Origin of the sequence: Pedobacter sp. CFBP9032, from assembly GCF_034045265.1 — a bacterium.
Taxonomy (GTDB): domain Bacteria; phylum Bacteroidota; class Bacteroidia; order Sphingobacteriales; family Sphingobacteriaceae; genus Pedobacter.
The window spans coordinates 14,045-26,813 of record NZ_JAXCWE010000004.1 but is presented as its reverse complement, the minus strand read 5'-3'; the positions used below and the strand labels follow the sequence as shown (position 1 = coordinate 26,813).

The window sequence follows — 12,769 nt, the reverse complement described above, 5'->3', positions numbered from 1 at the left end:
CATTACACCCATTCCATTACACCATTCCAATCATGAAAATACTTTTCCGGCTTTCACTTATCATCATTTGCTTCTCAAAATTTGCCCTTGCACAAGCCGGGGTAGAAAAGGGGCGTGAACATTTATTGATTGATACAGGCTGGCGTTTTGCGCTGGGTCATCCGTTCGACACCGGAAAGGATTTTCAAAACGGCACAAGTTATTTTTCTTACCTGGCTAAAACGGGTTACGGCGATGGTGCAGCAGCGCCAGGCTTTGATGATCGCACCTGGCGGAAGCTTAACCTCCCTCACGACTGGGCCGTGGAACAACCTTTTAACGAAAGCGCCAGTTTCAGTCATGGTTTTAAAGCCATTGGGCGGAATTTTCCAGATGCCAGCGTGGGTTGGTATCGCAAATCTGTTTTTATCCCGAAGGGAGATTTAGGTAGAAAAATCAGCCTTGCTTTTGATGGTGTTTTCCGGAATTCGATTGTTTGGGTGAACGGCAATTACCTTGGCAACGAACCCAGTGGCTACTTAGGTTTTGAATACGACATTACCGATTACCTGAATTATGGCGGTGAAAACGTAATTGCAGTCAGGGTGGACGTAACCATGGAAGAAGGCTGGTTTTATGAAGGTGCCGGGATTTACCGTCACGTTTGGCTCAATAAAAATAATCCACTCCATGTGGTGCCTAACGGAACTTTTGTAAAAAGCAAAGTGGAAGGCGGGAGGGCTGTAATCGCTGCAGCTGTCACTATAAAAAACGATGCGCTTAGCAATAGGGAATTTAACATTACACAAGAAATTGTAGATGACGGCGGTAAGGTTGTTGCTTCCGGGACAATGGATCACCTCAGTTTGCAAGCCTTGGAAGAGAAGGAATTTGCCACCAATATTCCCCTCAACAATCCAAAACTTTGGGATTTAGAAAAACCGTATCTATACCAGTTATACACCAAAATAATTAGCAACGGACAAATTGTAGATGCTTACAAAACACCGTTTGGCGTCAGAACCATTCATTTTGATGCGAATAAAGGTTTCTTTCTGAATGGAAAACGCGTTCAAATTAAAGGCACCAACAACCATCAGGATCATGCCGGAATTGGCGTGGCGCTGCCCGATGAATTGCAATATTTCAGGATCAGTAAGTTAAAGGAATTGGGAAGCAATGCCTACCGTTGTTCGCACAATCCACCAACGGTAGAACTGCTAGAAGCCTGCGATCGTTTAGGTATGCTCGTGATCGATGAAAACCGCTTAATGGGCATAAACGAGCAACATTTAAACGATATGAAAAGGCTTATCATTCGTGACCGTAACCATCCCAGCATCATCAGCTGGTCTATCGGTAATGAAGAATGGAACATTGAAGGTAACATTACTGGTGCCAGAATTGCCACTACGATGCAGGCTTACGTAAAAACTATTGATAGCAGCCGGGCTGTAACAGCAGCAATTAGCGGAGGCATTGGCAATGGCATTTCTACGGTGATCGATCTTTTAGGCTATAATTATGTGGCTACTAAAAACACAGATGAACAACATCAAAAATTCCCTTCGCAATTAAGTTGGGGTACTGAAGAAGGCTCCACCGTTGCAAGTCGTGGTTTATATGTAGATAACAGATCCAAAAACGAATTAGCAGCTTATGATATTAAACAAAATGATAATTTTTTAAGTCTGGAAGATGGATGGAAGCATTATGCCGCCCGCCCATATCTTGCCGGAATGTTTATCTGGACAGGCTTTGATTATCGGGGCGAACCTACGCCTTTCGGGTGGCCATCGGTACTTTCTTATTTCGGAATGCTGGATTTATGTGGCTTTCCGAAGGATAGTGCCTGGTATTTGAAATCATGGTGGACAGATCAGCCAACCGTACATATTTTGCCACACTGGAACTGGCAAGGCGAAGAAAATAAGTCTAAAGAGGTTTGGGTGTATAGCAATTGCGATGAAGTGGAATTGTTGCTGAATAAACAAAGTCTGGGTAAAAAGCGCATGGAAAAAAATGGCCACTTAACCTGGACAGTTGATTATAAGCCCGGAGTTCTGGAAGCTATCGGATTTAAAAATGGAAAGAAAATTAAAAGTGATCTGGTCAAAACAACCAATGCTCCCGCACAGGTTTTCGTAGCGCAAGAAAAAATACCTGTAGCGCATCCTAATATTGCCATCCTCAGGGTGTCGGTTAAAGATGCATCAGGTAATGTGGTGCCAAATGCAGTGAATGAAATAGATTTTCAGGTAAATGGGCCGGCTAAGATTATAGGTGTAGGAAATGGCAATCCGACCTCATTAGAGGCAGATCAGTTTATTGAACAGATTGAGGTAATCAAAATTACTCACCTGGAAGAAAAGGCAATAGCTGGTATAGACAGCCGCTCTGAAATTGATAAAAATCAGCTAAAATGGGAAACCGCCTTTACGCAGGAACGGACACAGGATTTTGGTAAGCGTGTAAAAGCATTGGCTTATCAGGGAGACTTCGATCTTCCGGATTGGAACGATCAAACAAAAATTACTTTTTTCTACAAAAGTCTTGGAAGAGAACAATCGATTTATATCAACGGTAAAAACCTAGCCACGAAGATTCAGGCGAGTGAAAAGGGGAATAGTTTTGTTCTCGATCGATCGATGCTAAAGGCTGGAAAAAATAACATCACGATTTTGGCCACCCCATTACTAAAAAAGAACAGTTGGGATGTGATTAATTCAGATCCAGGTGCCATTCAGGTATATACACCCGCAGCAAGATGGAAAAGAAAACTTTTCAGCGGTTTTGCACAGGTAATCATACAGAAAACACCAGGTAAAGGCGAGGTAATTTTAAAAGCTAATGGAGAGGGTTTGAAATCAACTAATTTAAAACTTGAATTTAAATAATAAAAGCCCTTTTTAATCCTGGTATAAGTGAGGGTAAATGAGCGCTTTGAGTGCAATACTTTAGTGAAATTCAGCAAAAAAGTACAACATAGGTTTTTGTTGTTTTATGCTGATAATGATAGGATTAGTTATTCTCGAATTAAGCATAAGTCTTTTTTAGATTAGGTTAAGTTAAAATAATATTACAAATGTTTCTGTTTAGGGTGGTATTTTTGAGTAATATACAACTAACCCAAATATAAACATTATGTATAAAACGTTACGAGCAACCATGCTGTGTGTCGTATTTCTGGCTTCGCTGTTTCCTGCGCTTGCACAGAACACATCGAACAGGCAAATTTCAGGAACTGTTTCAGACGAGAAAGGTACTACATTGCCCGGCGCAGTGGTTTCCGTTAAAGACTCAAAAACAGCAGTTTCAACTTCATCAGACGGTAAATATGTGATTTCCGTTCCAACTGGCTCAGCCACCACACTGGTTTTTTCTTTTATCGGCCTTACCAAACAAGAGGTGATCGTTGGAGATAGAAACACGATTAATGTTGTGCTTAAATCTGCCACGACTGATTTATCGGATGTAGTGGTAATTGGCTACGGCAGCCAGAAAAGAGGTGATGTTAATGGTGCAATTTCTTCCGTTAAAGCTGCAGATATTGCCAATGTTCCTCAGGTCAGTATTGATCAGATGCTTCAGGGCAAGGCATCGGGTGTAACCATTACCCAAAACTCTGGTGCGCCAGGAAGTTCAACTTCGGTTCGGGTGCGTGGTGTAACCTCACTCAGTTTATCTAATGAACCCTTATATGTAATTGATGGTGTGCCGATTTCTGGAGATGCAACCAATCAGGCCACTAGTGGTAGAACAGTGGGGTTATCGCCAAATAACGGCGAATCTGCTGTGAGTCCGCTTTCTGCTATCAATCCAAGTGATATTGAATCTATCGATGTATTGAAAGATGCCTCTGCAACTGCTATTTACGGAAGCCGTGCATCAAACGGGGTAATTATCATCACCACTAAACGTGGAAAGAATGGTTCGGCAAGGGTTACCTACGATGGTTATGGTGCGATTTCGCAGCAGGGAAAGTTTCTTGATGTGATGAACTTGCAGCAATACGCGGTTTTACAAAATGCCCTGGCAGATGTTACAGGTGTTCAACGTAGGGCAGAATTTGCAACGCCTGCTTTATTAGGAAAAGGCACAGACTGGCAGGATGAAATCTTTAGAAACGCTGCCATGCAAAATCATCAGTTAGGCATATCAGGCGGAAAAGATGGATTAGATTACTACTTATCCGGAGGCTATCTTAAACAAGATGGTACGATCTTAGGCAGTAACTATAAAAGATATACTTTCCGCTCTAACATCAACAGCCAGGTAAAACCATGGCTAAAAGTTGGCTTGTCTTTATTTGGTAGTCGCTCAAACGAAAACCAGGGTTTATCTAATAATACCGGAGTAGTTTACAATGCACTTCTAAGTGCGCCTGATCAAGCGGTTAGAAATCCTGATGGATCTTTTGCAGGGCCGATTCCAAATTCAAATCAACAAGGCGGACAAATCAATCCTGTAGCACAGTCTTTAGATATTACCAACGTTTTAAATAGAAGCAACGTTAATGGTGCATTTTATGGTGAAATTAAGTTTTCTAAAGACCTGACGTTAAGATCAGAAGTAAACGGAGATTTCAATTATTCTGCGGCTCGGGTATTTACCCCAACTTACCAATATGGAATTTTTGGAAACCAGACCGCCAGATTGCAGGAATACAATTCAAACACCACCTATTGGGGCTGGAAAGAATATTTAACTTACGCACATACTTTCGGAAAGCATAACCTAACTGCGCTTTTGGGTTATGAGGTAAACGAGCAATCTTGGGGAGGCACAGATGCTTCCATCCAAAAGTTTCTAAGCAATGATTTGCAAACGCTTGGTTTAGGAGACCTTAAAACAGCCATTATTGGTGAGTATAAAGATAGTCAGGCTTTAGAATCTTATTTTGCCCGGGGTATTTACACTTACAATAATAAATATAGCTTAACGGCAACCATCCGTTCAGATAAATCATCCAAATTTGTACAAGGCAAACAAACTGGTTATTTCCCGGCGTTTGCAGTTTCATGGCGCCTGTCTGACGAATCTTTTATGGCTGGCCTGAAGGATATTGCGGATAACATCAAATTCAGATTGGGTTATGGAGAAGTTGGAAATCAGAATCTTCCGAATTACCAGTATGGATCTGCCTTAACCCCTGTTGTTACGGGATTAGGCACTGGTTTTGGAGTTGATAAGGTGGCTAACCCTAACTTAACCTGGGAAAGTGCTATACAAACGAATGCCGGTATTGATTTCAGCTTAGCCAAAGGGAGAATTGATGCATCGTTCGATTATTTTAATAAAACATCTAAAGATTTTCTTTTCCAAAAACCATTACCTGCTTACCTGGTTGGTCAAACAGCAGCTTACTCCGGTACAGGAGTGATTAGTCCGCCGTACATTAACGGTGGTAAGGTAAGCAACAAAGGTTTCGACTTTACCCTGAGCTCAAAAAATTTAACGGGTAATTTCAAATGGAATACTACCGTAATCTTATCGAAATACACCAACAAAGTATTGTCTCTGGCAGATGGTGTTCCTTTCATAGATGGAAAAATTAACGTAAGCTTCTTACAGATGACGGTAACCAGAACACAGGTGGGCGGATCAATCGGCGAGTTTTACGGTTACAAAGTGAAAGATATTTTTCGCACCGATGCACAGCTGAGAACTGCACCGGTTCAGTTTGCCAGACCAATCGCCAATAATAGTGCTGGTACCTGGCTAGGTGATATTCAATTCGAAGATCTTAACGGAGACGGGAAAATTGATGAGTTGGATCAAACTTCATTGGGTAACCCAAATCCAAAATTCACCTATGGTATTACCAACAACTTCTCGTTTAAATCTTTCGATTTATCTATCTTTTTAAACGGTTCTTATGGCGCTAAAATCTATAATGCATTAAATTATCAATTGCAGGGGCTTTCTGGTCAGTATCAAAATCAGTTGGCATCTGCCATTAATTTCTGGACACCAACCAACACCGGTTCTAATATTCCTGCACCTAGAGGTGGAGATAATCCAAACCTAAAAAGCTCTGATCGTTTTGTTGAATCTGGTTCATTTTTAAGGGTTCAAAACATCAACCTGGCTTATAACATTCCGCAGGAAATTATCCGCAAGGCTAAATTAAACAGATTAAAAGTTTTCGCCAGCGTGCAAAACCTATATGTGTTTACGAAATATAAAGGGCTCGATCCGGAAGTAGGTAATCAGAACTACAATGTGTTTTTAACCAACGTAGATAGCGGTAGATATCCAATTCCACGCACGTTTACTTTTGGCCTTAATGCAGAATTTTAACTATAAAAATATGAAGACATATATAAAATATTCCCTTGCCATTGCTGTGCTTACCATGACTACGGTAACCAGTTGTAAAAAAGAATTTTTCGATCGGCCGCCGCAAAGTTCCATCACCTTAGATAACTTTTATAAAACGGCAGAGCAGGTCTCATCAAGTACCAACATCCTTTATAGTGCTGCCTGGTTTGGCTGGGTAACTAAAGGCGGTTGGGCCATTACAGAAATGGCTGGAGGAAACGGTCGCTCCTATTCATCCGACGTGGCCAATTTTGGTAATTTTTCGGTAACTGATGGAAATAGTGAATTGGCTAATGCTTACAATTCCTTATGGATTGTGGTGGCACAATCTAATGCAATTATTAACAACCTACCTGCTAAAGTACCGGCAGCTGTAGATAGAAAAGTAGTTAACCAGGCTTTAGGAGAGGCCCGTTTATTCAGAGCCCTTTCTTATTTCCATTTGGTAAGGCTTTTTGGCAATGTGCCGATTATTGAAAACACCTTAGATTATGTAGAGAATTTTCAGGTAAATACCAATCCGGTAGCCGACGTGTACAAATTTATTCTGAACGATTTGAAGTTTGCTGAAGCTAACCTGATTCCTCAGGTTAGAAGTGGAAATTCACTTGCTCAGGGTCGTGTTTCGAGTGGATCTGCAACTGCATTATTGGCCAAGGTTTACCTTTATATGCAGGATTATACGAACGCACGTGCTGCGGCAGAGAAAGTAATATCAAGCGGAGAATTTAAATTATATGGCGTTGATGTTCCTGGCAAGGAGTTTAAAGATTTGTTTTTAACAGCCAACAACAACAATGAAGAATCTGTAATTGCACTTCAGTGGGCTGGTGCCGGGGGTTATGGCAAAGGCAATCCTTTACAAGCTTCCTGGGCTGCGAATACCTCCATCACCGGAACTGGCGACGGTTATGGTGTGCTGGGCGTAACGTTTGATGCTTTATTTGCTTTCCAACAGGATGATAAACGGTTTAAGCCAACCATTATGGTAACAGGCGCAAATTACCCTGAAATTAACCAAGCAGCTGGCGGATATACGCATCAGGCTAATCAAGGTCAGGGAACCAGTGCTTTTGTTAAAAAGTATGTAGTGGGTACCCCGGCAGACAATGGAGGTATCGGCTCGGCACAATCATCGGCAAATAACACTTATATGATGCGCTATGCAGAAGTTTACCTGATCCTTGCCGAATCGATTATGGGTACGGCCAGAAGTAGTTCAGATCCTCAGGCTTTAGCAGCGATTAATAAAATCAGAACGCGTGCCGGTCTTGGAAACCTTACCCAAATCAGAAGGGGTTATTTTACACCTAATACCGCACCAGGCAAGCCAGCCAACGCACCTGCGCAATATTACCGTGATGATATTTTAGAAGAACGCAGACGCGAATTGATGTTCGAGTTTGATTACTGGTTCGACCTGGCTCGTTTAGATGGATACAATGTGAGCAGCCATCCCAATGCCATAACCATTATCAACCAGCAGGACCGCGGTGCAGGCGACAACAGCGTGCCATCAAACAGTTATGGAAATGGTTATTACGTGATGACGAACAGCAAATTTTTGTTTCCGTTCCCAGCTACAGAAGTGGCCTCAAATCCTAAATTAATTCAACCTCCAGTTCCTTATGTTTTTAAATAAAATGGACATGAAAAAGATCAATAAACAATCAAACTTTGCCATGTTTATGGTATTGTTCACGATCATATTAGGTTACGCTTCCTGTAAAAAAACAGATGAAGGTGCTGGCGGTCAGCCGGTGATTACCAGAGTAAGACTGATTAGTAAAACCGATACCCTGAAAAATGTAGTGCACCGCGTTACGTTGGATTCAAATCTTACCTACGATGAAACCAGACAGGTAAGTTTCGATTCTACGGTAGTGGCCGGAAGGTTAAATAACCAATATGCAATTGTTGGAGAGAACCTTTTAACTACACTTTCGGTTTCTTTTAATGGCTTGCAGGTCAACTATAATCCGGCATTGCTGACAGATAACAGCATTATTATCTCTATTCCGGCGCAAACCCCATATGGAGCTAGTCAAAGTAATAAATTAGTGGTAACCACCAAGTTTGGTACTGCTAGTTTTGATTTCCCGATTTTGCAACCACCACCAGTAATTACCTCATTCAGTCCGGTAGCTGCAGGTGCGGGTGAAATTGTTACCATAACCGGAACCATCTTTGAAGGCGTATCGAAAGTGGCCTTTGATTTAGTGCCTGCGCAGATTGTAGGCACACCAACTAAAACGCAAATCCAGGTGAGAGTGCCTGCAGGTGTGGTACAGTCACGTATTTTGGTAACCACTCCAGGCGGCACCACGCAGTCTGTAGGTTCTTTTGGATTCAAGTCACTTCTTTATGATGATGCATTTCCAACAGGATGGGGCTCCTATTTAGGCTATAACAGTACCATCAACCTGACAAGTACCGCTCAGGTTAAACGCGGTACAAATGCCATAGCCACTACCTTTACCGATGGTTATGGTGCGCTACAAATTGGTTATAACGGTTCCACAATTGACGTGACGCGATCGGGCTTAACAGCGATTAAATTATCAATTTATGGCGGTGCCGGAATTGTAGCAGGCGGAAAAGTGCAACTGGTAATTAATGGAAACTATGGAAACGCAGTGCCGATTACCTTGACCCCGGGAACTTATACTGATTATACCATTCCTTTAAAGGATTTAGGTAACCCAACGGTAATCACTGAATTTGTATTACAAAGTTTAGGCAATGCCGTGCCAAGTGTAATTTATGTAGATGATATTGGGTTTATTTAATCCATAAACGAAGCTGATTGGTCATCGGATGAATCTACTAATATGCTATGTATTCACTGGTGACCAATACAGCCTTTTTTTAAAATAAAAATGATTAAGAAAATAAATCTCCTGATTTTAAGCTTAAGTCTGGCAATGATGGCGAATGCGCAAAAAGCCTTTGTTAAACAGACCGCACAACAATTTACCATTTCCGGGAAACCCTATTATTTTATTGGTGCAAATTACTGGTATGGTGGCCTTTTGGCATTAGAAAAAGATCCTGTAAAAGGTAAAAAGCGGTTAATTGCTGAGTTAGATTTTTTGAAATCGAAGGGGATTAACAATCTAAGAGTATTGGTAGGTGCTGAAGGAGAAGGAAGAATTAACGGTGTAGACCGCGTAAAACCGGCTTTGCAACCGAAACACCAGGTATTTGATATAAAGATTTTAAACAGTCTGGATTTTCTGTTGATGGAAATGGCTAAACGAAAAATGTATGCTGTGCTTTATTTAAGCAACAACTGGGAATGGAGCGGAGGCTTTTTACAATATCTGAACTGGAATGGGCAAATCGATCAGGAAACGCTGAAACGGAAGCTTACCTGGGATGAACAACGCGACTACACCAGCAAATTTTATGATTGCGAGCCTTGCAAAACAGATTACAAGAAGCAGCTGGATTTTATTATCAGTCATAAAAATAGTTATACCGGAATAAAGTATACCAACGAAACTGCAATTATGGCCTGGGAACTGGCTAATGAACCGCGACCAATGCGGGCTACTGCGGTTGAAAGCTACAGAAAGTGGATTTCATCGACAACGGCTTACATTAAATCTATTGATCAAAACCATTTGGTTACCATCGGTACGGAAGGTTTTATGGGTACGGAAGAAAATTTTGACCTGTTTAAAGAAATTCACCGTGATAAAAATGTAGATTATCTCACCATTCACATCTGGCCAAAAAATTGGGGATGGTTTAAAGATGCGCCAACAAAAGAAAGTCTTCCTGTAGTGATTCAAAAAACAACAGCATACATTCAGCAACATGAGGCAATTGCTAAAGCATTAAATAAACCACTGGTAATTGAAGAATTTGGTTTACCCAGAGATGAGCATTCATTTGATCCTGCACTAAGCACGCAGCTTCGCGATGAATACTTTGGAAGCATTTTTGCGCAATGGAAAACGAGCAAAAAAATGAACGGCGCAATTGCTGGTTGTAATTTTTGGGCTTTCGGTGGTCTTTCCCGCCCTGTAAAAGGTCAGTTGTTCTGGAAAGATGGCGATGACTTTTCGGGAGATCCGCCACAAGAAGAACAAGGTTTAAATACCGTTTTTGATGCTGATGTTTCTACCTGGAAAATAATCAGACAGTTTACAACGAAGTAATTCGACGAATCCTAAAACCACCAAGTTCCAACCCGATGGAGAAGAAATTTTTAATCTTATTAATCGCACTATCAATAGTTGCCACCACATTTGCACAAAACATCAATTGGGTAGAACGGAATGGCCAGTTAAAAGTGCTGAAAGGAAAAATTGTAAACAGCAAAAATGTTCCACCGCAACTTCGTGGCATCAGTTTATCATGGAGCATCTGGCAGGGAAGAAAATATTACAATCCAGAAGTAGTCAGCTGGTTAAAGTCAGATTTCAACATCAACCTGCTGCGGGTTTCCATGGCGGTTCAGCCGGATAGCGGGTATTTACAGCAACCAGCGCAACAGGAAAAATTAGTGGTGAAAACCATTGATGCGGCCATAGCAAACGGCTTGTATGTATTAATTGATTGGCACGATCACCATGCCGATCAGCACCTGGCGCAATCGAAAATTTTCTTTGCGAAGATGGCAAAAAGATATGCTGGCAAACCCAATGTGATCTATGAAGTATTCAACGAGCCGGAAAAAATTGCCTGGCAAACCGTTAAGGATTATGCAACTGAGGTGATTGCAGAAATTAGGAAATACGATGCCAGCAACCTCATTATTGTTGGCAGCCCAACCTGGGATCAGGATATTGATGTAGCGGCGAAAGACCCGATTAAAGGTTACGAAAACATCGCTTATTCCTTTCATTTCTACGCATCCGATCCAAACCATCAGCAATTACTGATGAAAAAAGCAGATGAAGCGCTTGCTTTGGGCTTACCGATTATGGTAACCGAATGGGGCGTTGGAGAAGCTGATGGAAATGGCAAATTTAACATGGAGAAGACCAATAAATGGCTGGCCTGGATGGAAAGAAATCAACTCAGCTGGGCGAACTGGAACGTTACCGATAAGAAAGAAACTACCGCAATTCTTCGGCCTGGCGCTTCCATAGGCGGAAGTTGGAAAACCGAAGCACTTACTCCCGCAGGGCAGTATATCCGCACACAGCTTAGAAAATTAAATCACTAAAAACACGCAAAATGAAATTGAAACTGGTACTGTTATTAATGGCTATCTTCAGCATGTCCGTTGCTTTCGGGCAAGGGAATAACTATACTCAAAAATATACCAAATTTGAAGGCCTGGCGCTTACCCCGCCAATGGGATGGAACAGCTGGAACAAATTTGCTTGCAATGTAGATGAAAAACTGATCAGGGAAATTGCCGATGCGATAGTAAGTTCGGGCATGAAAGCGGCAGGTTATACCTATATCAATATTGATGATTGCTGGCATGGCGACCGTGATAGTTTGGGATTCATTCATCCAGATGCTAAGCGATTTCCTTCAGGAATGAAGGCATTGGCAGATTATATTCATGGCAAGGGATTAAAATTAGGCCTATATTCAGATGCAGGTTCGCAAACCTGTGGCGGTAGGCCGGGAAGTCGCGGTTATGAATTTCAGGATGCACTTACCTATGCCAAATGGGGTGTAGATTATTTGAAATATGATTGGTGTAATACCGAAGGCTTAAAAGCTGAAGGTGCATATAAAACGATTATGGCAGCATTGCAGAAAGCAGGCAGACCAATGGTATTAAGTATTTGCGAATGGGGCAGTGATAAGCCCTGGATCTGGGGCCCTGCAGTAGGCCAGCTTTGGAGAACAAGCGGCGATATTTTTAATTGCTTCGATTGCGTAGAAGATCATGGTACCTGGAAATCTTTCGGTGTAATGCAAATTGTAGATAAACAGGAAGGCTTGCGGCAATATGCAGGCCCAGGCCATTGGAATGATCCGGATATGCTGGAAATTGGAAATGGAAAATTAACCCCTAGTGAAGACCGTGCCCATTTTTCAATGTGGGCCATGCTTGCAGCGCCATTAATTGCAGGAAATGATTTACGGACGATGAACAAAGAAACGCAAGCCGTGTTAACGAATAAAACGATTATTTCGATCAATCAAGATTCTTTAGGCATCCAGGCCTTTCGGTTTGCTAAAGCGGATGGATTTGAAACCTGGTTTAAACCCATGAGTAATGGAAAATGGGCCGTGTCGTTTTTAAACCGCTCCGCAACAGCGAAGAAAATCGACTTTAACTGGAAGCAAGAGAAGATTGTGGATGAGGTGTTTAATAAAACGCTTAATGCCGGCAAAATCAACTATCAGATTAAAAATGCCTGGACCAATAAACAAATGGGAAGCACAAAAAACATACTTCAAACCGAGGTGCCACCACATGATGTGCTGACATTGATTCTGGAACCTAAATAACTTATGGAATCTGACTCGGGCCATAACACCTGGATCA

General features: G+C 41.7%; 7 protein-coding genes. All 7 read left to right on the top strand.

Translation table 11 applies throughout. The annotated features are described in order from the left end of the window. Nucleotides 1-32 precede the first annotated feature (32 nt). The gene (gene galA, locus SOM16_RS08855) at nucleotides 33-2,876 is read left to right on the top strand and encodes a beta-galactosidase GalA (protein ID WP_320463643.1); all 2,844 of its coding nucleotides are present in this window, start codon (nucleotides 33-35) and stop codon (nucleotides 2,874-2,876) included. A 247-nt stretch (nucleotides 2,877-3,123) separates the two neighbouring features. After that, nucleotides 3,124-6,282 carry a TonB-dependent receptor gene (locus tag SOM16_RS08850; protein WP_320463642.1) on the top strand — a complete coding sequence of 1,053 codons (3,159 nt, stop codon included), beginning with the start codon at nucleotides 3,124-3,126 and terminating at the stop codon, nucleotides 6,280-6,282. 10 nt (nucleotides 6,283-6,292) lie between these two features. Then, nucleotides 6,293-7,945, top strand: a complete 1,653-nt coding sequence (locus SOM16_RS08845; RefSeq protein ID WP_320463641.1) for a RagB/SusD family nutrient uptake outer membrane protein — start codon at nucleotides 6,293-6,295, stop codon at nucleotides 7,943-7,945. A gap of 7 nt (nucleotides 7,946-7,952) precedes the next feature. Beyond that, the gene (locus tag SOM16_RS08840) at nucleotides 7,953-9,092 is read left to right on the top strand and encodes an IPT/TIG domain-containing protein (RefSeq protein WP_320463640.1); all 1,140 of its coding nucleotides are present in this window, start codon (nucleotides 7,953-7,955) and stop codon (nucleotides 9,090-9,092) included. A 90-nt stretch (nucleotides 9,093-9,182) separates the two neighbouring features. Then, the gene (locus SOM16_RS08835; protein WP_320463639.1) at nucleotides 9,183-10,469 is read left to right on the top strand and encodes a glycoside hydrolase 5 family protein; all 1,287 of its coding nucleotides are present in this window, start codon (nucleotides 9,183-9,185) and stop codon (nucleotides 10,467-10,469) included. 35 nt (nucleotides 10,470-10,504) lie between these two features. Next, complete coding sequence (locus SOM16_RS08830) at nucleotides 10,505-11,482, top strand: glycoside hydrolase family 5 protein (RefSeq protein ID WP_320463638.1); 978 nt, start codon at nucleotides 10,505-10,507, stop codon at nucleotides 11,480-11,482. Between the two features lie 11 nt (nucleotides 11,483-11,493). Beyond that, a complete protein-coding gene (locus tag SOM16_RS08825) occupies nucleotides 11,494-12,732 on the top strand; it encodes a glycoside hydrolase family 27 protein (RefSeq protein ID WP_320463637.1) in 1,239 nt (412 codons plus the stop codon). Nucleotides 12,733-12,769 lie beyond the last annotated feature (37 nt).

What these genes read in the sequence shown, in the direction of transcription:
- SOM16_RS08830 (WP_320463638.1), top strand. Translation starts at nt 10,505, where the DNA reads ATGGAGAAGAAATTTTTAATCTTATTAATCGCACTATCAATAGTTGCC.
- SOM16_RS08845 (WP_320463641.1), top strand. Translation starts at nt 6,293, where the DNA reads ATGAAGACATATATAAAATATTCCCTTGCCATTGCTGTGCTTACCATG.
- galA (WP_320463643.1), top strand. Translation starts at nt 33, where the DNA reads ATGAAAATACTTTTCCGGCTTTCACTTATCATCATTTGCTTCTCAAAA.
- SOM16_RS08825 (WP_320463637.1), top strand. Translation starts at nt 11,494, where the DNA reads ATGAAATTGAAACTGGTACTGTTATTAATGGCTATCTTCAGCATGTCC.
- SOM16_RS08835 (WP_320463639.1), top strand. Translation starts at nt 9,183, where the DNA reads ATGATTAAGAAAATAAATCTCCTGATTTTAAGCTTAAGTCTGGCAATG.
- SOM16_RS08850 (WP_320463642.1), top strand. Translation starts at nt 3,124, where the DNA reads ATGTATAAAACGTTACGAGCAACCATGCTGTGTGTCGTATTTCTGGCT.
- SOM16_RS08840 (WP_320463640.1), top strand. Translation starts at nt 7,953, where the DNA reads ATGAAAAAGATCAATAAACAATCAAACTTTGCCATGTTTATGGTATTG.